Below are 21,700 nucleotides of genomic sequence, written 5' to 3' on the forward strand. Positions count from 1 at the left end.
TGACCCGGCGGCGTGTTTGCCGTTGTTCCGTGTCAGTGGTGGCGCATTATAGGGAGTTATTCCGGCCTGACAAGAGGAAATTTAAAATAATTTTCTGACCGCGCATTTTTTATTCTTTATGCTTATTTCAGCGTCGGTTTGTCGGTTAAATGGGCGATTTCTCGGGCGAAATTCGCCACCTGCTCCCAATCGGTATAGACAACTTCTTTGCGCGTATCCGTTTCACCGCCTGACATCTTCATAATCAGCTTGATCATAAAACGGTCGTACCAGCGATAACGTGGGTAACGCAGCGCCCCGGCAATGACCGCGCAGCGATCGGGACGCCATTGTGAACTCATCAGAAACTTCCGCGCGTAGCTGTTGGTCTGTGGAGTACGCTTCTCAGGTTTACGCGCCACCAGGTTTACGGAGTAAAAGGCGCTCGGCATCGAATTCAGCCGCGTCGCATGCTTTTTGACAAATTCCTGGAACGCAGAGTGGTAGTGACCATAGCGAATAGAAGCACCAATGACCACACGGTCGTAGTTTTCCCACTGTGGTTCTTCAATGCGGTGCACATTGGCGACATCCGCCTGGATCCCCAGTTCTTTCAGTTCCGAAGCCAGGTAGGAGGCAATCTCGCGCGTTTGTCCGTCCCTTGTTGAGAAAAGAATTAATGTTTTCACGTATTACTCCATCATTCACGCCAGAAAGTCGGGGTAAAGAGCACCAGCAATGTAAAGACCTCAAGACGACCAAACAGCATGTTGGCAATCAGGATCCATTTAGCCACCGGGTTCATACTGGTAAAGTTATCAGCAACCACGCCAAGTCCTGGCCCCAGGTTATTCAATGTCGCAACAACTGAGGCAAAGGCAGAAAAGTCATCCACGCCCGTGGCGATAATCGCCAGCATACTGACAATAAACACCAATGCATAGGCGGAGAAAAATCCCCAAACGGCTTCGAGGATACGTTCCGGCAGTGCGCGATTCCCCAGCTTAATGCTATAGACGGCGTTCGGATGCACCAGTCGTTTCAGCTCACGGTTCCCCTGCTTAAACAGCAGCAGGATGCGGATCACTTTCAGGCCACCGCCCGTTGACCCGGCGCAACCGCCGATAAAAGCTGAACATAAAAGCAGTACCGGCAAAAAGAGCGGCCAGCGGGCAATGCTGTCAGTCGTAAACCCGGCGGTTGTCGCCATCGATACCACCTGGAAAAACGCCTGGTTAATTGTCATCAGCGCCGAACTGTAGACATTATGAAACCACAGTACGAGTGTACAAATAATCACCAGCGTAAACTGTACGCCGATAAACATGCGAAATTCCGGATCGCGCCAATAAACCTTCAGACTACGCCCACTTAACAGTGAAAAGTGCAGACCGTAGTTACAGCCGGAGATCAGCAGGAAGATAGCAATGATAGTGTTAATAGTCGGGCTGTCGAAATAACCGATACTGGCATCATGTGTCGAGAAGCCGCCAATAGCGATAGTCGCAAAGCTATGGCCGATGGCATCAAAGGCATCCATTCCGGCAAACCACAACGCCAGCGCACAGGCGACGGTCAGCAAGACATAAATCAACCACAGGGTTTTCGCCGTTTCCGCAATTCGCGGGCGCATTTTGTTATCTTTCAGCGGGCCGGGCATTTCTGCGCGATAGAGCTGCATCCCACCCACGCCGAGGATAGGCAGTATCGCAACCGCCAACACGATGATCCCCATCCCGCCAAACCATTGCAGCATCTGGCGATAAAATAGGATGGCGTGAGGGAGCGAATCCAGCCCCACCAGCGTAGTGGCCCCCGTGGTGGTCAGGCCAGAGAAAGATTCAAAAAACGCATCGGTAATCGTGAGGTTCGGGCTTTCCGAGAAGATAAAAGGGAGCGCACCGACACTACCCAGCACGGTCCAGAACAGCACCACTATCAGAAACCCCTCACGGGATTTCAGTTCGCCCTTCTCTTTACGGTTCGGCCACCACAGCATAGAGCCAATGGCGAGGGCGACAAAAAAGGTCTGGGTAAAAGCGCGGCCCGCTCCATCCCGGTAGATGAGTGCTACCAGTCCAGGGATAATCATGGTCCCTGAAAATAAGATGACCAGTAGTCCAACGATTCGGGTAATGGCGCGAAAATGCATCTCTGCCGCTTCCTTAGTTCTGCAAAACGAAGTGGGGATTATTCTTCAATCGCTAACAATTGCAATAAACCACGGCTAAAATCCGCCAGCTTTGCGGAAAATTCAGCCACTTTCGCCGCCGGAAGCGCCACCCGCAGCAGAACGAATGCCTGATAATCACTGTTGATAATTTTGCCGTCACACTGCCCCAGCAACGCTTCAATGCCGGTTAACTGACTATATTCACATTGCAAAGTATATTCGGTTAATGGCGTCTTGCGTTGGGTCGTTAGCTGGCGCAGCGCCTGATTCACGCCGCCACCATACGCTTTCACTAACCCACCGGTGCCAAGCAATATGCCGCCGTAGTAGCGCACTACCACAGCGGTAATTTCCCCGACGCCGCTGCCCATTAGCTGGGCGAGCATCGGTTTACCGGCCGTTCCCGCCGGCTCCCCATCGTCAGAGAAACCCAGCTGTTGAGAATCATCCGGCGCACCCGCCACCCACGCCACGCAATGGTGGCGGGCATCGGGGTGTTCTGCTCGCACCGATTCAACAAACGCTTTCGCCGCCTCAACGCCATCGGTATGCGCCAACATCGTTATGAAGCGGCTCTTTTTGATCTCTTCAACGACCGTGACAGGTGCCGCAGGAATTAACCAGCTTTCCATCACGCCAGTTTCAGATCCCGGGTCATGTTTTCCACGTTGTTTTCGTGGATCACCACGTTGTCTTCAATACGAATGCCGCCGAACGGTTTCAGTGCTTCAATTTTCTGCCAGTTGAAGTGTTTGCTGAACTGCCCGTCACGCCACGGTGCCAGCAGCGATTCGATGAAGTAGATACCCGGTTCGATGGTTAACACCATGCCCGGCTGGAGAATACGGGTGCAGCGCAGGTACGGATATTTTGCCGGTGCCGCGAGGTGCGTACCACTATCATCCTGCATAAAACCGGCTACGTCATGCACCTGCAGGCCCAGCGGATGGCCGATACCGTGCGGCATAAACGGTCCGGTGAGATCGTTTTCGACCATCGCTTCTTCACTCATATCGGTGATGATTTGATGTTTACGCAGCAGTTTGGCGATGCGCTGATGGAACTGGATGTGGTAATCCACATAGCTGACGCCTGCTTTCATGGTGGCGATCAGCGCCAGTTGTTCATCATTTACGTCTTTCACCAGCTGTGCGTAGTCGTTATCGCTTTTTGCCGACCAGGTACGGGTCAGGTCAGCCGCATAGCCGTTATATTCGGCCCCGGCATCCAGCAGGAAGCTGCGCATCTCTTCCGGTGCCTGGTGGTCCAGTTTGGTGTAATGCAACACCGCAGCGTGTTCGTTAAGCGCCACAATGTTGCTGTAAGGTACGTCGGTATCACGATGACCGGTCGCGGTCAGATAGGCAATATTGATATCGAACTCGCTCATGCCAGAACGGAACGCTTCTTCTGCCGCACGATGACCGTTGACCGCCATTTTCTGCGCTTCACGCATACAGGCCAGTTCGTACTCGGTTTTGAAGGAGCGGTAGTAATGCAGGTAGTCGATCACCCCTTTCGGGTTGATATTGCTGGCCTCAATACCCAGTTGCAGCGCACGCTCCGGCACCGGACCGATATAACCGATATTCCCGCGCGCAGCAGGCAGCAGGCTACCAATGCCATCGGCTTTCGGCAGCGCGATCACTTCTACATCTTCAGTCCAGAAGGAGGTCGGCAGCGGTTCGACGTTGTGCCAGTAATCAACCGGCAGATAGAACCACAGTTTCGGCTTGTTCACGCCATCCACCAGCAGCCAGCAGTTTGGCACCTGAGTTACCGGCACCCACGCTTTGAATTGCGGGTTCACTTTAAACGGATAGGGATGATCGTCGAGAAAAACGTTGAACAGTTCGCCGGAGTGAATAAGTAACGCATCCAGTTTGAAGCGCGCCAGCGCATCGCGAGTCCGTTCTTGTAAGGTAGCTATATGATTTTTATAGAGTGAGGCCAGTGATTCCATTTTTTACCCTTCTGTTTTTTTGACCTTAAGTCTCCGCATCTTAGCACATCGTTCATCCAGAGCGTGATTTCTGCCGAGCGTGATCAGATCGGCATTTCTTTAATCTTTTATTTGCATATTTTTAACACAAAATACACACTTCGATGCATCTGGTACGACCAGATCACCTTGCGGATTCAGGAGACTGACATGCTTTACAAAGGCGACACCCTGTACCTTGACTGGCTGGAAGATGGCATTGCCGAACTGGTATTTGATGCCCCAGGTTCAGTTAATAAACTCGACACTGCGACCGTCGCCAGCCTCGGCGAGGCCATCGGCGTGCTGGAACAGCAATCAGATCTAAAAGGGCTGCTGCTACGTTCGAACAAAGCAGCCTTTATCGTCGGTGCTGATATCACCGAATTTTTGTCCCTGTTCCTCGTTCCTGAAGAACAGTTAAGTCAGTGGCTGCACTTTGCCAATAGCGTGTTTAATCGCCTGGAAGATCTGCCGGTGCCGACCATTGCCGCCGTCAACGGCTATGCGCTGGGCGGTGGCTGCGAATGCGTGCTGGCGACCGATTATCGTCTGGCGACGCCGGATCTGCGCATCGGTCTGCCGGAAACCAAACTGGGCATCATGCCGGGCTTTGGCGGTTCTGTACGTATGCCACGTATGCTGGGCGCTGACAGTGCGCTGGAGATCATTGCCGCCGGTAAAGATGTCGGCGCGGATCAGGCGCTGAAAATCGGTCTGGTGGATGGTGTAGTCAAAGCAGAAAAACTGGTTGAAGGGGCGATGGCGATTTTACGCCAGGCCATTAACGGCGACCTCGACTGGAAAGCGAAACGTCAGCCGAAGCTGGAACCGCTAAAACTGAGCAAGATTGAAGCCACCATGAGTTTCACCATCGCTAAAGGGATGGTCGCACAAACGGCGGGGAAACATTATCCGGCCCCCATCACCGCAGTAAAAACCATTGAAGCGGCGGCCCGTTTTGGTCGTGAAGAAGCCTTAAATCTGGAAAACAAAAGTTTTGTCCCGCTGGCGCATACCAACGAAGCTCGCGCACTGGTCGGCATTTTCCTTAACGATCAATATGTAAAAGGCAAAGCGAAGAAACTCACCAAAGACGTTGAAACCCCGAAACAGGCCGCTGTGCTGGGCGCAGGCATTATGGGTGGCGGCATCGCTTACCAGTCTGCGTGGAAAGGCGTACCGGTTGTCATGAAAGATATCAACGACAAGTCGTTAACCCTCGGCATGACCGAAGCCGCGAAACTGCTGAACAAGCAGCTTGAGCGCGGCAAGATCGATGGTCTGAAACTGGCTGGCGTGATCTCCACGATCCACCCAACGCTCGATTACTCTGGTTTTGACCGCGTGGATGTTGTGGTAGAAGCGGTTGTCGAAAACCCGAAAGTGAAAAAAGCCGTACTGGCAGAAACCGAACAAAAAGTACGCCCGGATACCGTGCTGGCGTCTAACACTTCAACCATTCCTATCAGCGAACTGGCCAACGCGCTGGAGCGTCCGGAAAACTTCTGCGGGATGCACTTCTTTAACCCGGTCCACCGAATGCCGTTGGTGGAAATTATTCGCGGCGAGAAAAGCTCCGACGAAACCATCGCGAAAGTTGTCGCCTGGGCGAGCAAGATGGGCAAGACGCCGATTGTGGTTAACGACTGCCCCGGCTTCTTTGTTAACCGCGTGCTGTTCCCGTATTTCGCCGGTTTCAGCCAGCTGCTGCGCGACGGCGCGGATTTCCGCAAGATCGACAAAGTGATGGAAAAACAGTTTGGCTGGCCTATGGGTCCGGCATATCTGCTGGACGTTGTGGGCATTGACACCGCGCATCATGCCCAGGCTGTCATGGCAGCAGGCTTCCCGCAGCGGATGCAGAAAGATTATCGCGATGCCATCGACGCGCTGTTTGATGCCAACCGCTTTGGTCAGAAGAACGGCCTCGGTTTCTGGCGTTATAAAGAAGACAGCAAAGGTAAGCCGAAGAAAGAAGAAGACGCCGTCGTTGACGACCTGCTGGCAGAAGTGAGCCAGCCGAAGCGCGATTTCAGCGAAGAAGAGATTATCGCCCGCATGATGATCCCGATGGTCAACGAAGTGGTGCGCTGTCTGGAAGAAGGCATTATCGCCACTCCGGCAGAAGCGGATATGGCGCTGGTCTACGGCCTGGGCTTCCCTCCGTTCCACGGTGGTGCGTTCCGCTGGCTGGACACCCTCGGTAGCGCAAAATACCTCGATATGGCACAACAATATCAGCACCTCGGCCCGCTGTATGAAGTGCCGGAAGGTCTGCGTAATAAAGCGCGTCATAACGAACCGTACTATCCCCCGGTTGAGCCAGCCCGTCCGGTTGGCGACCTGAAAACGGCTTAAGGAGTCACAATGGAACAGGTTGTCATTGTCGATGCTATTCGCACCCCGATGGGCCGTTCGAAGGGCGGTGCTTTTCGTCACGTGCGTGCGGAAGATCTCTCCGCTCATTTAATGCGTAGCCTGCTGGCGCGTAATCCGGCGCTGGAAGCGGCGGCCCTCGACGATATTTACTGGGGCTGTGTACAGCAGACGCTGGAGCAAGGTTTTAATATCGCCCGTAACGCGGCGCTGTTGGCAGAAGTACCACACTCTGTCCCGGCGGTGACCGTCAATCGCCTGTGTGGTTCATCCATGCAAGCATTACATGACGCAGCACGAATGATCATGACCGGCGATGCGCAGGCATGTCTGGTCGGCGGCGTGGAGCATATGGGTCATGTGCCGATGAGCCACGGCGTCGATTTTCACCCCGGCCTTAGCCGCAATGTCGCCAAAGCGGCGGGCATGATGGGCTTAACGGCAGAAATGCTGGCGCGTATGCACGGCATCAGCCGTGAAATGCAGGATGCCTTTGCCGCGCGGTCACACGCCCGCGCCTGGGCCGCCACGCAGTCGGGCGCATTTAAAAATGAAATAATCCCGACCGGTGGTCACGATGCCGACGGCGTATTGAAGCAGTTTAATTACGACGAAGTGATTCGCCCGGAAACCACCGTGGAAGCCCTCGCCACGCTGCGTCCGGCTTTTGATCCTGTCAGCGGTACGGTAACGGCGGGTACATCTTCTGCGCTTTCCGATGGTGCAGCAGCCATACTGGTGATGAGTGAAAGCCGCGCCCGTGAATTGGGTCTTAAGCCGCGCGCCCGCGTGCGTTCGATGGCGGTCGTTGGTTGTGACCCATCGATTATGGGTTACGGCCCGGTTCCGGCCTCGAAGCTGGCGCTGAAAAAAGCGGGGCTTTCTGCCAGTGATATCGGCGTGTTTGAGATGAACGAAGCCTTTGCCGCGCAGATCCTGCCATGTATTAAAGATCTGGGACTGATTGAGCAGATTGACGAGAAGATCAACCTCAACGGTGGCGCGATCGCGCTGGGTCATCCGCTGGGTTGTTCCGGTGCGCGTATCAGCACCACGCTGCTGAATCTGATGGAGCGCAAAGATGCCCAGTTTGGTCTGGCGACGATGTGTATCGGTCTGGGTCAGGGTATTGCGACGGTGTTTGAGCGGATTTAACCACGTGCCGGATGCGGCGTGACGCCTTATCCGGTCTACCGATCCTGCACCAATGTAGGCCTGATAAGACGCGCCAGCGTCGCATCAGGCAGCGTATGCCGAATGCCGGATGCGACATAGATCTAAATGCCACTGAATAAAGTTTTAGTTGCCGTTCTTCCCGCCTGTCAGGGGCGGGTTTTTTATATCTCAGATAAATGCAAACGCATCGCCAAACAGGCGATCTTCCCGCGCATTACGCTCACTGCAAAACAGGTCACGGGCAATTTTCGCCATCTCAAAACGTCCGGCAATATAGATATCATGCTCTGCCAGCGTACCGTGATCCTGCAATACCGCCGTTAACACGGTGCCAGTACGCCCACGCCAGCCCGCTTCCGGTTGTTCAACCACCGGCACCACTTGCAAACCTGGATGCTTAAGCGAAAGCGCCTCAAGCTCGGAGAGATCATAAAGATGCTGCTCTTCACGCCCGCCCCAGTAAATGGTGATATCACGGTTTGGGTTACGCGCCAGCGCCGTCAGCAAAATCGAGCGCGCATAAGAGAACCCGGTGCCACCCGCAATCAAAATCATCGGACGTTCTTCATCATCACGCAGCCACGCTTCTCCGTGGGGAATATCGACCACGATTTGATGATCTTTAAGAATGCGGTCCATGACTGCTTTCGCGTAAAGGTTGATTTCAGAAGCGCCAATATGCAGCTCGATGAAACCTTTTTCATCCGGCGTCGAAGCCATTGAGAACGGACGTTTGTCGCGCTCATCCATCACTACCATCAAATACTGACCAGCACGAAAAGAAAAGGCCGCGTCTGGTACGATTCGGACACGATATACGGTATCCGTGATAGCTTCTACCAAGGTCACTTTACAGCTTAAGGTTGTCATGCGCTTTCTCTGTCGGATCGATAAATAGGGCAAAACAAACGCGCATCAGGCGCTTTTACCGTTGTTAAAAATAGCCAGTTCATCCCAGATGGCGTCAATATGCGCGACAACATCCGGATCTTTTTTGATGGGACGTCCCCATTCACGCTGGGTTTCCCCTGGCCATTTATTCGTGGCATCCAGCCCCATTTTTGAACCCAGCCCGGACACAGGCGAGGCAAAATCCAGATAATCAATAGGCGTATTTTCGACCAACACCGTGTCCCGCGCCGGGTCCATACGGGTGGTAATCGCCCAAATCACATCGTTCCAGTCGCGTGCGTTGACGTCATCATCGCAAACGATCACAAATTTAGTGTACATAAACTGGCGTAAGAACGACCAGACGCCCATCATGACGCGCTTCGCGTGTCCGGCGTACTGTTTTTTGATCGTCACTACCGCCAGGCGATAAGAGCAGCCTTCCGGCGGCAGGTAAAAATCGACAATTTCCGGGAACTGTTTTTGCAGAATCGGCACAAACACTTCGTTCAACGCCACGCCCAGTACCGCAGGCTCATCAGGCGGACGCCCGGTATAGGTGGAATGGTAAATCGCATCTTCACGCTGGGTAATATGCGTCACGGTGAATACCGGGAAACTATCAACTTCGTTATAGTAACCGGTGTGGTCGCCATACGGCCCTTCCGGCGCAGTTTCGCCTTGTTCGATATACCCTTCCAGCACAATCTCCGCACTGGCGGGCACTTCAAGGTCATTGGAGATACACTTCACCACTTCGGTCTTGGTGCCGCGCAGCAATCCGGCAAACGCATACTCTGAAAGCGTATCTGGAACGGGGGTGACTGCACCGAGAATTGTGGCGGGATCAGCACCCAGTGCCACAGAAACCGGGAAACGTTCGCCCGGATGCGCCGCACACCACTCCTGGAAATCCAGCGCGCCGCCGCGATGCGACAGCCAGCGCATAATCAATTTGTTTTTACCAATTAGCTGCTGGCGATAAATGCCCAGATTCTGCCGCTCTTTATGCGGGCCGCGCGTTACGGTCAGCCCCCAGGTAATCAGCGGCGCGGCATCTTCCGGCCAGCAGGTCATAATGGGGATACGGTGAAGATCGACGTCATCGCCGGAGATAATTTTTTGCTGACACGGCGCACCACGCAGTCGCTTTGTCGGCATGTTCAATACTTGCTTAAACTGCGGCAGTTTATCAAACAGGTCGCGGAAACCTTTTGGCGGCTCCGGCTCTTTCAGAAACGCCAATAATTTACCAACTTCACGCAGCGCCGAAACATCTTCCTGCCCCATGCCCATCGCCACGCGCTTTGGCGTACCGAACAGGTTGCACAGCACCGGCATTGAGTAGCCTTTAGGGTTTTCGAACAACAGCGCAGGCCCACCGGCACGCAAAGTACGGTCAGCAATTTCAGTGATTTCCAAATGCGGATCCACCGGGAGCGTGATACGTTTTAGCTCACCCTGCTGTTCAAGCAGCGTCAAGAAGTCGCGTAAATCGTTATATTTCATGGCGTCCATTGTAGCCTCTTAATCTGCGCCCATTATACGGCGTTCATCTTTGCGATGCTGTAAATTTGTTAAATTAGCGTGAACTCTGACGGTATAACGCAAACCGGGGAATATAATTAACTTAGCGTAAAGCTTTTGCTATCCTTGCGCCCCGATTAAACGGATAAGAGTCATTATGCAATCCTGGTATTTACTGTACTGCAAGCGCGGGCAACTTCAACGTGCCCAGGAACACCTCGAAAGACAGGCTGTGAATTGCCTGGCACCGATGATCACCCTGGAAAAAATGGTGCGTGGCAAACGTACTGCAGTCAGTGAGCCATTGTTCCCCAACTACCTGTTTGTGGAATTTGATCCAGAAGTGATTCATACCACGACTATCAACGCGACCCGCGGTGTCAGCCACTTCGTGCGCTTTGGCGCATCGCCAGCGATAGTCCCATCGGCGGTGATTCATCAGCTATCGGTATATAAACCGAAAGACATTGTCGATCCGGCAACCCCTTATCCGGGTGATAAGGTGATTATTACCGAAGGCGCGTTCGAAGGTTTTCAGGCCATTTTCACCGAACCCGACGGCGAGGCTCGCTCCATGCTGTTACTTAATCTTATCAATAAAGAGATTAAGCACAGTGTGAAGAACACCGAGTTCCGCAAACTCTAAAACGCAATCCCAAACAGTGTTTTAACATTGGCATCCGTGGTGGCAGCCAGCCATGCGGCATCTTCTCCACGCCAGTGCGCAATTCGTTGCAAAATATGGGGCAGATGGGCTGGCTCGTTGCGCCGGGATGATGGTTTCGGCGTGAGATCGCGCGGGAGCAGATACGGCGCATCAGTTTCGATCAGCAATTTCTCCGCCGGAATCAACGGCAACAATTCCCGCAGCTCCAGCCCGCGTCGTTCATCGCAAACCCAACCGGTAATGCCGATATAAATTCCACGCGCCACGCACGCCTGCATCTCTTCGCGTGTGCCGGTAAAGCAATGAAGAACCGCACCAGGCAGTTTATCCAGCCACGGCTCCAGCAATGTCATAAACCGCTCGTGGGCATCGCGACAGTGCATAAATACCGGCATGTTTAATTCTGCGGCAATGCGTAGCTGAGCAACAAAAGCGCGTTCCTGCTCTTCCGGCGTCGAAAAGTTGCGGTTAAAGTCGAGACCACATTCACCAATCGCCACCACTTCTGGCTGCGCGGCCAGCTCAATAATCGCTTCTTCAGTCGCAGCTTGCCACTGGCTGCTGTCGTGAGGATGTACGCCCGCCGTTGACCAACAGGACGAATACTGACGCGCCAGCTTTTGCGCCTGCTGGCTTTCACGCAGGTTAGTGCCGGTGATGAGTAGCCCATTAACTCCCGCGTCAAAAGCGCGCGCTACAACATCATCACGGTCTTTCGCAAATTGCGAACTGGTCAAATTAACGCCGATATCAAACATCCTGTACTCCATATGACAACCGCCCTGACGGGCGGTTGAATTTATTCTTCAGTTTTTTCGCTTTCTGCTTCAGCGTCGTTTTCCTCTTCCCGATTTCGCCCTTTACCAACGTAAAAGCGTGAGAAGAAGACACCGATTTCAAACAGACAGTACATCGGGATCGCCAATAGCGTTTGCGAGAAGACATCCGGCGGCGTCAGCAACATCCCGACAACGAATGCACCAACCAGCACATACGGGCGTTTTTTGCGTAAGTCTTCTGGCGAGGTAATCCCCATCCAGCACAGCAGCACAATTGCCACCGGCACTTCAAAGGAGACACCAAACGCCATAAACAGCGCCATAACGAAGCTTAAATAGCTGGCGATGTCGGTGGATACCTGCACCCCTTCCGGCGCGGTATTGGCAAGGAAGCCAAATGCCAGCGGAAAGACCACAAAGTAGGCGAATGCCATGCCGATATAAAACAGCAGAGAGCTGGAAACCAGCAGCGGCACCACCAGGCGACGTTCATGCTTATACAGCGCTGGGGCGATAAATGCCCACACCTGATAGAGAATCACCGGCGCTGACAGAATCAGCGACACCATAAAGGTCAGCTTGATCGGCGTAAAGAACGGCGAGGCCACGTCGGTGGCGATCATCGTTGAACCTTGCGGCAACTGCTTGATCAATGGCGCGGATACCAGGTGATAGATGTCATTGGCGAAATAGACCAGACACAGGAATATCACGATCACCGCGATAATGCAGTTCAGCAGACGCTTACGCAGCTCAATTAGATGCGTGATAAGCGGTTGAGTATCTTCTACAGACATGTTTACGGTTTATCACTCGACGAAGGGGAAGGTGCAGCGGTTTTCGGTTCAGCGTCCGCAGCAGGTTTTACCACCGGCTCTGGCGTGGTTTCTGGCTTCTGTTCCGGCGAACTGGCCTGCGTTTGTGCAGCGGCAGGCGTTACGCCCTCATGCGCAGCTTCATTATCTTTCACCACCGGGTTATGGATGGTGTGCGCTTCATCGCTCGCCTTTTCTGGATCGTTTGCAACGTAGGAACGCTTCATCGACTCCGCGGCCTGGCGTAGTTCATCCATCGACGCTTTCAGTTCGGGCGTCAGGTTAGTGAGGCTCGCCTTTTCAACCTTTTTCAGACTGTCCTGAAACTCCTGGAGTTTTAACTCCTGGGTCAGTTCGTTCTGCACCGTTGTCGCCAGTGAACGCAACGCGCGAATCCAGCCCGCGACCGTTTTTACCGCCACAGGCAGTCGTTGCGGCCCCAGAACAACGAGGCCGATGATGAACACCAATAGCAGTTCGCTAAAACCGATATCAAACACGGATTACACCTGCTCTTTATCGTGGCGCTTCGCGTCTTCTGTTTTAGCCTGTTCCTGATTCGTATCCGCCTGCTTATCGGCGATAGTTTTCGCAGTAAAATCAGCATCCTGACTGGTTTTATCCTGCTTTGGTTCATCATCGCTCATTGCTTTTTTAAAGCCTTTGATCGACGCACCAAGATCGGAACCGATGGAGCCGAGCTTTTTGGTGCCAAAAAGCAGTACAACGATGACGGCAATAATCAATAACTGCCAAATACTGATACCACCCATACATGTTCCTCTGTGGTAGATGATGATTAAACAAGGCCGCATTATACGTTACACGGCCCGCCTTGAGCGATGAAAAAATCAGCGTGTTTTGCGCCAACCGACAAACCAGGCGATCAAACCACCTGCCATTAACCAGCCGGGCATCAGCCCCCATTCAGGTCGGCTGACCAACAAGAATGTGCCACTTAATACTAACGTAGCGCCAATTCCGAGAAAATAACGCGATTGTCCCTGACGTACATGATTTGACTGAAGCTCGCGGGCAATCTTATCAACACTGTGCTGTAAATACTTGCCCTGGCGCAAACTGTCGTAAACCAGTTCAGGCAGTTCTGGCATTTTTTCGACCCAGAACGGCGCTTTTTCTTTAAATGCTCTCACCAGCGCAGGAATACCGACCTGATCTTTAATCCACGACTCCAGGAAAGGCTTCGCCGTTTTCCATAAATCGAGCTGCGGATAAAGCTGGCGACCTACCCCTTCGACGTAGAGCAGGGTTTTCTGGAGTAACACCAGTTGCGGCTGCACTTCCATATTGAAGCGACGCGCCGTATTAAATAGATTTAACAGCACATGTCCAAACGAAATTTCGGCCAACGGTTTCTCAAAGATAGGTTCACAGACCGTACGAATGGCAAATTCGAACTCTTCAACGTTGGTATCTGGCGGCACCCAGCCTGAATCGACGTGTAGCTCTGCAACTTTGCGATAATCGCGATTAAAGAAGGCGATAAAGTTTTCCGCCAGATAGCGTTTATCTTCTTTGTTTAGCGAGCCAACAATCCCGCAATCAATGCCGATATATTTCGGGTTTTCTGGGTGTTCATAGCTTACAAAGATGTTGCCAGGGTGCATATCGGCATGGAAAAAGCTGTCACGAAAGACCTGAGTGAAGAACACCTGCACGCCGCGTTCTGCCAGCAATTTCATGTTAGTGCCGTTTTTCTCCAGCGCTGCGACATCTGAAACCGGAATGCCGTAAATGCGCTCCATCACCATCATCCCTTCACTACAATAGTCAGGGTAAACTTCCGGGATGTAGAGCATCGGGCTGTCTTCAAAATTGCGCCGAAGCTGAATGGCGTTGGCAGATTCCCGCAGCAAATTCAGTTCATCAATCAATGTCTTTTCGTACTCGCGCACCACTTCGGTTGGGCGCAGACGGCGACCATCCGGCAGCAAACGCGGTACCCAGCGAGCCAGACGGTAGATAAGTTTCAGATCCGCTTTAATAACCGGCAAAATATCCGGGCGGATGACTTTAATCACCACCTCTTTACCATTCGATTTCAATCGCGCGGTATGAACCTGGGCGATAGAAGCAGAAGCCAGCGGCTTGATTTCAAAATCGTCAAACCACGCTTCTACCGGCAAGCCGCCCATTGCAGCTTCAATCTGCTGCTTTGCCAGCTTGCCATCAAACGGAGCGACTTTGTCCTGCAATAACGCCAGCTGATCGGCAATATGCGGCGGAAAAAGATCGCGGCGGGTTGATAACATTTGCCCGAACTTGATCCATACCGGCCCCAGTTCTTGCAGGGCCAGTCGTAGTCGCTCACCTAAAGGTTTGTCTTTATGCCGATTTGGCATCCAGAATAATGAGTATCGCCATAGCCGAAGCGGCAGGGTGATACGCATTTTGGGGATCAGTTCATCAAGTCCGTAGCTTAAAAAAGTGCGAATGATGAAATATAGGCGCCGTACTTCACCTGGCGTCATTTAGCCTCCAGTTTTTCCAGCCGTTTGGTCAGGGCATCAACAGCACGCTCGACGGCAGCCGTCTCTTCCGCAAACCAGGCCACTTCAAGCGGACCGGGTGCCATACGCCACTCTTCAGTAATGGCTTCCGCCACATAACGTTGCTGGCGCTTAATGCCGTGATGCAGGAACTTTGCGCCTCCGCGCATGGCTTTGCTGATTCCTTCAGCGGCGATATCACCGGTATAAGGGGCCAGCAGTTCCGCAGGGTCGAACTCTGCCAGATCTGCCAGCGCAACGAAGTTTTGCACCACCTGAATATCGCCCTGCACTTCCAGCTCACCACTGCGAATCAGTGCGGTAAGCTGCTGGCGATCGCGAAGTTTCGGCAACACACTGGCGTAGGCGATAACGGTGCAGTCAGCATCGCCTGCCCATTCGCCCAGTACATCAACCTGGCGTTCGCTGAACACCAGAATCAATGACGTCGAAAAGCCTTTTACCTCCACGCGCAATACTTTACCCAGCAGACGCGAGCGGGCTGTTTTCAGCGCGGGTGAGCGATACAGGAAGGTGTTGAGCAGACTTTCAATTCCTGCCGTCACTAAAGGTTTAAAAGGCATTTCCGGTCTCCTGTCAGAACTTATAACCACGATGCAGCGCCACAACCCCTGCCGTCAGATTGTAGTAGTCGACACTTTCGAATCCGGCATCCTGCATCATGGCTTTCAGGGTATCCTGATCGGGATGCATACGGATGGATTCTGCCAGATAACGGTAGCTGTCGGCGTCGTTCGCGACCAGTGAGCCAATACGCGGCAGCACATGGAAGGAGTATGCATCATAGGCTTTGCTCAGCGGCTCGATAATTGGCTTCGAGAACTCAAGCACCAGCAGGCGGCCGCCGGGTTTCAGCACGCGATACATTGAACGCAGTGCTTTATCTTTGTCGGTGACGTTACGCAGACCAAACGAAATGGTGATGCAATCAAAGGTGTTATCCGGGAACGGCAGCGCCTCAGCGTTCGCCTGAACATACTCAACGTTGCCAATCACACCGATATTACGCAGCTTCTCGCGTCCCATTTTGAGCATGGATTCATTGATATCAGCAAGGACCACTTTGCCAGTTTCTCCGACCAGGCGGGAGAATTTCGCTGTCAGGTCGCCGGTGCCACCAGCCAGATCCAGCACGGTCTGCCCACGGCGTACGCCGCTGCAATCAATCGTGAATCGCTTCCACAAACGATGAATACCAAATGACATCAAATCATTCATGACATCGTATTTTGATGCCACGGAATGGAAAACGTGGGCGACCATATCCGCTTTTTGTTCCTTCGCGACGGTCTGAAAACCAAAGTGCGTCGTTTCTTGTGACTTATCCACCATCTCAATGCCTGCTCATCAAAAAATTGTTCCAGAAGTGTAACAGATTGGGCGTCGATGCCCTAGATTTCTACCCGGCTTAACTACCCCTAATGGGCTAGCGCGACTGCTGATTATATTCATCATCGCGTTGATAAGCTTCATCATTCGGCTGCTCCGGAACCGACCGCAGTCGATACTCTTCATCCTGGCTCACCGCTTGTTCAGCCAAATCCGGATTAATCTCGCGTTTAATTTCTACCCCTAAACCGCGAAACGCTTCTGCCTGCGCCAGCACATTTCCGCGACCTGAAGAGAGTTTTTTCATTGCCTGGCGGTAGTTATCCTGCGCTTTGTCGAGACTTTGACCAATCGCTGACATGTCATCGACGAACAAACGCATCTTGTCGTACAGCTTGCTGGCACGATCGGCGATTTGCTGGGCGTTGCGGCTTTGATGCTCATAACGCCACAGGTTGGCGATAGTGCGCAGCGCCACCAGCAGCGTAGTCGGGCTAACCAGCATGATATTGTTTTTCAACGCTTCGGTGATCAGCTCCGGCTGACGGTCAAGCGCCAGTAAAAAAGCGGGTTCAACGGGAATAAACATCAGAACGTAATCCAGGGTTCGCAGCCCCGGCAGCTGTTGATAATCTTTGCGTCCCAGCAAACGGATATGGTTACGCACCGACGCGATATGTTCCTGTAGCGCGCTTTCGCGGGTGTAGTCATCTTCGGCGTTGAAATAGCGTTCATAGGCGACCAGCGTCATTTTGGCGTCGATCACCACATCTTTTCCCTGCGGCAACCGCACGATGACATCCGGCTGCATCCGCGAGCGGGCGTCATTTTCGATGCTGACCTGAGTTTCATATTCATACCCTTCACGCAGACCGGAAGCCTCCAGCACCCGCGTCAATACCACCTCGCCCCAGTTGCCCTGAGTTTTATTGTCGCCTTTCAGCGCACGCGTCAGGTTGATCGCCTCCTGAGCCATTTGCGCGTTGAGCTGCTGGAGATTGCGAATTTCGTGGGTCAGGGTATGACGTTCCTGTGCTTCTTTACCGAAGCTGTCCTGAACCTGACGGCGGAAACCGTCCAGTTGTTCACGTAGCGGCGACAACAGGCTGTTCAGACTCTGACGGTTTTGCTCATCAACCCGGCGATTGCTGTGCTCAAAAATACGGTTGGCGAGGTTTTCAAACTGCTCACTGAGGCGCTGCTCGCTGTTAATCATCTGGCGAATTTTATCGTCAGCATGTTGCTGTGCAGCTTCCATCCGCGTGGTTACTTCACGCAGATCGGCTTCCAGAGAGGTGTTAATACTTTGCAGGCTGCGCACTTCGTTATTGAGTAACTCGCACTCAGCGCGCCAGTGCTCGCTTTGAGTAATTTGTTGTTTTGCCGCGCTTAACTCCGCGACCATCTCTTCACGTTCAGCTAATTGCTCGGCTTTTTGCTGCGCATGTTGATAACTGGCAAACAGCCAGCCAATTGCCACACCCACCAATGCAATAACTGCGTAAACCATGATTGAGAAATCCACAACGCCTCCTGACGCAACAACTTACCCGCACAAAATAGAATTGTGCTGTACAAACGTCCAGTTGGAAAGGCATTTCCTGCGAGGCGCTACGCAAAAATACAAAAGGCCGAACGCGTCGGCCTTCAGACAGGAGAAGAGAATTACAGCAGACGACGCGCCGCTTCCACCACGATTTTCACCGCTTGGCTTTCAGTTTGTTTCATCGTCTCAGCATTCGGGATCTCTTGCTGGGTGCGGTTAACGATAACACCCGCTACCATACCGGCACGCAGGCCCTGACTTGCACACATGGTCAGCAGGGTTGCAGATTCCATTTCATAGTTCATTACGCCCATCGCCTGCCACTCTTCCATAGAACCTTTAAAGTGACGAACTACGCGACCAGAGTAAGTATCGTAACGTTCCTGACCTGGGTAGAAGGTATCAGAAGAAGCCGTCACGCCAACGTGAGTCGTCGCGCCAATGGATTTCGCAGCCTCAACCAGCGCAGTCGTACATTCGAAATCAGCGACAGCCGGGAATTCCAGCGGTGCGAAGTGCAGGCTCGCGCCATCCAGACGAACAGACGCCGTGGTAACCAGGACATCGCCAACATTAATATGCGGCTGAATAGCGCCCGTTGTACCGATACGCAGGAAGGTGCGAATGCCCAGCTGTGCCAGCTCTTCAACAGCAATAGAGGTAGACGGGCCGCCGATACCGGTAGAGCAGACGATAACAGGTTTACCATCCAGCTCTGCACGCCAGGTGGTGAATTCGCGGTGAGATGCCAGCTTAACCGGCTTATCCATCAGCGCGGCGATCTTTTCCACACGATCCGGGTCGCCAGGGACGATGGCAAGCGTAGCCCCTTGTAAATCGTTTTTAGTGAGGCCGAGATGAAAAACATCAGACTTGGACATATACAACTCCTCTGTGAATCGGTTTAGTCAGAAGAAGCAAAAAGACACTTTACCGAAGGGTTTAACATTTTTTCGTGATACTCATCACCATGACGCAAATGCGTTGCATAAATTTACCCACCAAAAGTGATGCAAATCACATAAATCACTCTTCATTCTGCAGGACTGCATAAAAGATGAGCCGATTCAGGCAATGTGATTTGTTGCATGCTGACTATAGTTAACATTGCGCAACATTTTTATAAGGGTACGGAGAATACCATGGCAACAACACAACAATCTGGATTTGCACCTGCTGCATCGCCTCTCGCTTCAACCATCGTTCAGACCCCGGACGACGCGATTGCGGCGGGCTTCACCTCTATCCCCTCACAAGGGGATAACATGCCTGCTTACCATGCCAGACCAAAGCAGAGCGATGGCCCACTGCCAGTGGTCATTGTAGTGCAGGAAATTTTTGGCGTGCATGAACATATCCGCGATATTTGTCGCCGTCTGGCGCTGGAGGGGTATCTGGCTATCGCACCTGAACTTTACTTCCGCGAAGGCGATCCGAATGATTTTGCCGATATCCCCACGTTGCTTAGCGGTCTGGTAGCAAAAGTGCCTGACTCGCAGGTGCTGGCCGATCTCGATCATGTCGCCAGTTGGGCTTCCCGCAACGGCGGCGATGTTCATCGTTTAATGATCACCGGATTCTGCTGGGGTGGACGTATCACCTGGCTGTATGCTGCGCATAACCCGCAACTGAAAGCGGCGGTGGCATGGTACGGCAAACTGACAGGCGATAAGTCGCTGAATTCACCGAAACAACCTGTTGATATCGCAACCGATCTTAACGCGCCGGTTCTCGGCTTATATGGTGGTCAGGATAACAGCATTCCGCAGGAGAGCGTTGAAACCATGCGCCAGGCGCTGCGGGCTGCTAATGCGAAAGCAGAGATTATCGTCTACCCGGATGCCGGGCATGCATTCAACGCCGATTATCGCCCGAGCTATCATGCCGAATCTGCAAAAGATGGCTGGCAGCGTATGCTGGAATGGTTTAAGCAGTATGGTGGGAAGCGGAGTTAGTTTCCTCTTAGTCTATATTTGAGATGGTGAGTGAACGAGTGCGTTTTGCTGCCATCTCTGTCCCCCAAAAAATAATCAGTATGAATTGATTGGAGATTACGACTCCGCTATTTGACCTTAAGAAAGTCGGCAAGTCATAGTCATAAATGAGTCTCTTCAATGGCAGACACCTTAGAGATTTACCATCAACTCCCATTCACAAACAAACATTAATTATTATCAACACATTCACATTAATTATAAATCATCTCAGACCTTCCTGATAAAAAGATATTAAAGTGAAACATTTTGTTTTTCACATTTTAGTTCATCACTTTTAGGCGTAAATAAAGGTAAAAAAAACAACAATACTATTTCTCTTTCACAAAAGAATTAACAAAAGGTTTTTCAAGGATGAGTGATATTATTTACCTGAACATAACCGGAGAACAACAAGGATGTATTTCCTCTCGTTGTGGAACGAGCGCATCAATAGGTAATCGCTGGCAGATTGGCCATGAAGATGAAATCTTCGCGTTCTCGCTCTCTAATAGTATTACGAATACAGACAAAGGGTCACAATTGCATGGCCTTAGTTTCTGTAAATTGATTGACAAAAGCTCCCCGTTACTTATTAACGCTATTAACAATAACGAGCAGTTGTTCATGGAGTTTGACTTCTATCGGATCAATAGATTTGGTCGATGGGAGAAATATTACAACATTCAACTTCGCGGCGCGCTCTTATCAGCAATCAATCACCTGTTTACTGAGAACAATCTGGATACAGAAACCATCACTGTCAGTTATGAATATATACTCTCCAGGCATCTGATTGCTAATACTGAATTTAGTTATTTGGCATTTCCCGATAACTACAACCGTCTGTTTATACCACGGCCAAAAACTAAAGATGATAATGGCCTCAAAACACTCAATAGTAAAGCGGTTGGCAGACTGCTTGCTGCTGGCGGCATATACAATGGGAATATCGAAGGATTCAGGGAAACAGCAAACAAGTTGGGAGGAGATGCACCTGCTGGTTACGATCAAGTTATGGATAACAAAGGGTTACTCATCGCTGGTGCTTCAATAGTTGCTGGAGTTGTTCTGGGAAGAATGAGACTCCCTGATTTGGAATCACTTGAGCATTTCGGAGCCAGAGGAGCAGTATCAGGAAGACCATTTAATCCCGAGCTTGCCGGTGGTCCAATAGAAAACCTGACGACAGATGGCGTAACAATCAACAGGGAAGGTATCGCTATTGTTGAAAAACATATAGCCAGATTTGGTCATGATCCTGTAAATGAAGTGATGATCAATAGACTGAAAGACATTGAGAAAGGAAAAATCCCCCCAGAACAAGTAGATCTTAACTTCTATACTCATGAGTGTCGGGAATATCAGCGTTACTGTAATCTTGGTTGGGAAACAGGACAACCTGATGGTGACGCAGGCTATGCACTCTGGAATCATACGCATACTGCTACTCTAGAAGATTATAAACTTAAGGGAGAACTTAATGACTTATACCACCAGGATGCACTTGACTATGATAACTGAAACTGAAATTAACGTACTGAAAGTTATGGCTGAGAAAGATATAAACTGGAACTGGATGAATCTCGATCGCACACTATCCATAAGGCAAATTCCAGGATTCGGTAATGTTGTTAACATTATTAACAAATTAGCTAACGAGGGTTTGGTTATTATTGAGGATAGCGGACATAAGTCTATGCCTCACTACCACGTTACTGAAAAGGGATACAATTTCGTGAAAAGTGAGAATAAATAACGTAGCGTTGATTACTGAACAAATCGCTCAGGATTATATTTTGCGTAAAAATGATTCGGTTATTTCTGTATCTGAACGGGTGCAGATAGCAAAATGGCTTCCGGTGATGGAAGCCATCAGATTATTGGCAAAGTGCGCGTTGTTCATGCCGGATGCGGCGTGAACGCCTTGTCCGGCCAACAAAACCCAAAAATT

Annotated in this window: 22 protein-coding genes; 7 read left to right on the plus strand and 15 right to left on the minus strand. The window is 51.7% G+C overall.

The window, feature by feature from the left end; genetic code table 11:
• Positions 1–122: 122 nt before the first annotated feature.
• From hemG to pepQ, 4 genes are read right to left on the minus strand one after another with little or no spacing between them, the layout of a single operon-like run.
• Positions 123–668 (minus strand): menaquinone-dependent protoporphyrinogen IX dehydrogenase, encoded by a 546-nt coding sequence (gene hemG / locus ACJHXB_RS20510; RefSeq protein ID WP_000853963.1) that lies wholly within the window; start codon positions 666–668, stop codon positions 123–125.
• 11 nt (positions 669–679) lie between these two features.
• Positions 680–2,131, minus strand: a complete 1,452-nt coding sequence (gene trkH / locus ACJHXB_RS20515) for a Trk system potassium transporter TrkH (protein ID WP_000545669.1) — start codon at positions 2,129–2,131, stop codon at positions 680–682.
• 38 nt (positions 2,132–2,169) lie between these two features.
• The gene (locus tag ACJHXB_RS20520) at positions 2,170–2,784 is read right to left on the minus strand and encodes an IMPACT family protein (RefSeq protein ID WP_001366764.1); all 615 of its coding nucleotides are present in this window, start codon (positions 2,782–2,784) and stop codon (positions 2,170–2,172) included.
• On the minus strand, positions 2,784–4,115 hold the full coding sequence (gene pepQ, locus ACJHXB_RS20525; protein WP_000444560.1) for a Xaa-Pro dipeptidase: 1,332 nt from the start codon (positions 4,113–4,115) through the stop codon (positions 2,784–2,786). Before pepQ ends, ACJHXB_RS20520 begins: the two co-directional genes overlap by 1 nt.
• A 189-nt stretch (positions 4,116–4,304) precedes the next feature.
• Between pepQ and fadB the strand changes: the two genes are divergently transcribed.
• Positions 4,305–6,494: a fatty acid oxidation complex subunit alpha FadB gene (fadB, locus tag ACJHXB_RS20530; protein WP_001525976.1), complete on the plus strand. Its 2,190-nt coding sequence runs from the start codon at positions 4,305–4,307 to the stop codon at positions 6,492–6,494.
• A gap of 9 nt (positions 6,495–6,503) precedes the next feature.
• Positions 6,504–7,667, plus strand: a complete 1,164-nt coding sequence (fadA, locus tag ACJHXB_RS20535; RefSeq protein ID WP_000438698.1) for an acetyl-CoA C-acyltransferase FadA — start codon at positions 6,504–6,506, stop codon at positions 7,665–7,667.
• Between the two features lie 189 nt (positions 7,668–7,856).
• Here fadA and fre read toward each other — a convergent pair whose 3' ends face one another.
• Together fre and ubiD are read right to left on the minus strand one after the other, a co-directional pair.
• Entirely contained in the window at positions 7,857–8,558 is a 702-nt protein-coding gene (gene fre / locus ACJHXB_RS20540; protein ID WP_001469374.1) for an NAD(P)H-flavin reductase, read from the minus strand.
• A gap of 45 nt (positions 8,559–8,603) precedes the next feature.
• Positions 8,604–10,097 (minus strand): 4-hydroxy-3-polyprenylbenzoate decarboxylase, encoded by a 1,494-nt coding sequence (gene ubiD / locus ACJHXB_RS20545; protein WP_000339783.1) that lies wholly within the window; start codon positions 10,095–10,097, stop codon positions 8,604–8,606.
• 166 nt (positions 10,098–10,263) lie between these two features.
• Here ubiD and rfaH point away from each other — a divergent pair, with 166 nt between their 5' ends.
• Positions 10,264–10,752, plus strand: a complete 489-nt coding sequence (rfaH, locus tag ACJHXB_RS20550) for a transcription/translation regulatory transformer protein RfaH (protein WP_001192406.1) — start codon at positions 10,264–10,266, stop codon at positions 10,750–10,752.
• On the opposite strand, the gene tatD is transcribed toward rfaH, so the two are convergent.
• The 9 genes from tatD to udp all read right to left on the minus strand — a co-directional run bounded on the left by tatD (position 10,749) and on the right by udp (position 18,654).
• Positions 10,749–11,531 carry a 3'-5' ssDNA/RNA exonuclease TatD gene (gene tatD / locus ACJHXB_RS20555; RefSeq protein ID WP_001299486.1) on the minus strand — a complete coding sequence of 261 codons (783 nt, stop codon included), beginning with the start codon at positions 11,529–11,531 and terminating at the stop codon, positions 10,749–10,751. The genes rfaH and tatD overlap by 4 nt on opposite strands.
• Positions 11,532–11,572: 41 nt before the next feature.
• Complete coding sequence (gene tatC / locus ACJHXB_RS20560) at positions 11,573–12,349, minus strand: Sec-independent protein translocase subunit TatC (protein WP_000109943.1); 777 nt, start codon at positions 12,347–12,349, stop codon at positions 11,573–11,575.
• A gap of 2 nt (positions 12,350–12,351) precedes the next feature.
• Positions 12,352–12,867 carry a Sec-independent protein translocase protein TatB gene (gene tatB, locus ACJHXB_RS20565; protein WP_000459594.1) on the minus strand — a complete coding sequence of 172 codons (516 nt, stop codon included), beginning with the start codon at positions 12,865–12,867 and terminating at the stop codon, positions 12,352–12,354.
• 3 nt (positions 12,868–12,870) lie between these two features.
• Positions 12,871–13,140, minus strand: coding sequence for a Sec-independent protein translocase subunit TatA (gene tatA / locus ACJHXB_RS20570; RefSeq protein ID WP_001295260.1), 270 nt, complete (start codon positions 13,138–13,140; stop codon positions 12,871–12,873).
• Between the two features lie 78 nt (positions 13,141–13,218).
• Positions 13,219–14,859, minus strand: a complete 1,641-nt coding sequence (ubiB, locus tag ACJHXB_RS20575; protein ID WP_000187543.1) for a ubiquinone biosynthesis regulatory protein kinase UbiB — start codon at positions 14,857–14,859, stop codon at positions 13,219–13,221.
• A complete protein-coding gene (gene ubiJ, locus ACJHXB_RS20580; RefSeq protein WP_001295259.1) occupies positions 14,856–15,461 on the minus strand; it encodes a ubiquinone biosynthesis protein UbiJ in 606 nt (201 codons plus the stop codon). Before ubiJ ends, ubiB begins: the two co-directional genes overlap by 4 nt.
• A 13-nt stretch (positions 15,462–15,474) precedes the next feature.
• Positions 15,475–16,230, minus strand: a complete 756-nt coding sequence (ubiE, locus tag ACJHXB_RS20585) for a bifunctional demethylmenaquinone methyltransferase/2-methoxy-6-polyprenyl-1,4-benzoquinol methylase UbiE (RefSeq protein ID WP_000227958.1) — start codon at positions 16,228–16,230, stop codon at positions 15,475–15,477.
• 94 nt (positions 16,231–16,324) lie between these two features.
• A complete protein-coding gene (gene rmuC / locus ACJHXB_RS20590) occupies positions 16,325–17,752 on the minus strand; it encodes a DNA recombination protein RmuC (protein WP_000347717.1) in 1,428 nt (475 codons plus the stop codon).
• A gap of 140 nt (positions 17,753–17,892) precedes the next feature.
• A complete protein-coding gene (udp, locus tag ACJHXB_RS20595) occupies positions 17,893–18,654 on the minus strand; it encodes a uridine phosphorylase (protein ID WP_000045180.1) in 762 nt (253 codons plus the stop codon).
• 261 nt (positions 18,655–18,915) lie between these two features.
• Here udp and ACJHXB_RS20600 point away from each other — a divergent pair, with 261 nt between their 5' ends.
• The 4 genes from ACJHXB_RS20600 to ACJHXB_RS20615 all read left to right on the plus strand — a co-directional run bounded on the left by ACJHXB_RS20600 (position 18,916) and on the right by ACJHXB_RS20615 (position 21,668).
• Positions 18,916–19,728 (plus strand): dienelactone hydrolase family protein, encoded by an 813-nt coding sequence (locus ACJHXB_RS20600; protein WP_001366745.1) that lies wholly within the window; start codon positions 18,916–18,918, stop codon positions 19,726–19,728.
• A gap of 393 nt (positions 19,729–20,121) precedes the next feature.
• Positions 20,122–21,270, plus strand: coding sequence for a type VI secretion system tube protein TssD (gene tssD, locus ACJHXB_RS20605; RefSeq protein WP_001280045.1), 1,149 nt, complete (start codon positions 20,122–20,124; stop codon positions 21,268–21,270).
• A complete protein-coding gene (locus ACJHXB_RS20610; RefSeq protein ID WP_000627420.1) occupies positions 21,260–21,505 on the plus strand; it encodes a hypothetical protein in 246 nt (81 codons plus the stop codon). Before tssD ends, ACJHXB_RS20610 begins: the two co-directional genes overlap by 11 nt.
• 40 nt (positions 21,506–21,545) lie before the next feature.
• The gene (locus ACJHXB_RS20615; RefSeq protein WP_410233534.1) at positions 21,546–21,668 is read left to right on the plus strand and encodes a hypothetical protein; all 123 of its coding nucleotides are present in this window, start codon (positions 21,546–21,548) and stop codon (positions 21,666–21,668) included.
• Positions 21,669–21,700 lie beyond the last annotated feature (32 nt).

Source organism: Escherichia sp. WS3227_2 (genome assembly GCF_046486495.1).
Classification (GTDB): Bacteria; Pseudomonadota; Gammaproteobacteria; order Enterobacterales; family Enterobacteriaceae; genus Escherichia; species Escherichia coli.

What these genes read in the sequence shown, in the direction of transcription:
- trkH (WP_000545669.1), bottom strand. Translation starts at nt 2,131, where the DNA reads ATGCATTTTCGCGCCATTACCCGAATCGTTGGACTACTGGTCATCTTA.
- ACJHXB_RS20520 (WP_001366764.1), bottom strand. Translation starts at nt 2,784, where the DNA reads ATGGAAAGCTGGTTAATTCCTGCGGCACCTGTCACGGTCGTTGAAGAG.
- pepQ (WP_000444560.1), bottom strand. Translation starts at nt 4,115, where the DNA reads ATGGAATCACTGGCCTCACTCTATAAAAATCATATAGCTACCTTACAA.
- fadB (WP_001525976.1), top strand. Translation starts at nt 4,305, where the DNA reads ATGCTTTACAAAGGCGACACCCTGTACCTTGACTGGCTGGAAGATGGC.
- fadA (WP_000438698.1), top strand. Translation starts at nt 6,504, where the DNA reads ATGGAACAGGTTGTCATTGTCGATGCTATTCGCACCCCGATGGGCCGT.
- fre (WP_001469374.1), bottom strand. Translation starts at nt 8,558, where the DNA reads ATGACAACCTTAAGCTGTAAAGTGACCTTGGTAGAAGCTATCACGGAT.
- ubiD (WP_000339783.1), bottom strand. Translation starts at nt 10,097, where the DNA reads ATGGACGCCATGAAATATAACGATTTACGCGACTTCTTGACGCTGCTT.
- rfaH (WP_001192406.1), top strand. Translation starts at nt 10,264, where the DNA reads ATGCAATCCTGGTATTTACTGTACTGCAAGCGCGGGCAACTTCAACGT.
- tatD (WP_001299486.1), bottom strand. Translation starts at nt 11,531, where the DNA reads ATGTTTGATATCGGCGTTAATTTGACCAGTTCGCAATTTGCGAAAGAC.
- tatC (WP_000109943.1), bottom strand. Translation starts at nt 12,349, where the DNA reads ATGTCTGTAGAAGATACTCAACCGCTTATCACGCATCTAATTGAGCTG.
- tatA (WP_001295260.1), bottom strand. Translation starts at nt 13,140, where the DNA reads ATGGGTGGTATCAGTATTTGGCAGTTATTGATTATTGCCGTCATCGTT.
- ubiB (WP_000187543.1), bottom strand. Translation starts at nt 14,859, where the DNA reads ATGACGCCAGGTGAAGTACGGCGCCTATATTTCATCATTCGCACTTTT.
- ubiJ (WP_001295259.1), bottom strand. Translation starts at nt 15,461, where the DNA reads ATGCCTTTTAAACCTTTAGTGACGGCAGGAATTGAAAGTCTGCTCAAC.
- ubiE (WP_000227958.1), bottom strand. Translation starts at nt 16,230, where the DNA reads ATGGTGGATAAGTCACAAGAAACGACGCACTTTGGTTTTCAGACCGTC.
- udp (WP_000045180.1), bottom strand. Translation starts at nt 18,654, where the DNA reads ATGTCCAAGTCTGATGTTTTTCATCTCGGCCTCACTAAAAACGATTTA.
- ACJHXB_RS20600 (WP_001366745.1), top strand. Translation starts at nt 18,916, where the DNA reads ATGGCAACAACACAACAATCTGGATTTGCACCTGCTGCATCGCCTCTC.
- tssD (WP_001280045.1), top strand. Translation starts at nt 20,122, where the DNA reads ATGAGTGATATTATTTACCTGAACATAACCGGAGAACAACAAGGATGT.
- ACJHXB_RS20610 (WP_000627420.1), top strand. Translation starts at nt 21,260, where the DNA reads ATGATAACTGAAACTGAAATTAACGTACTGAAAGTTATGGCTGAGAAA.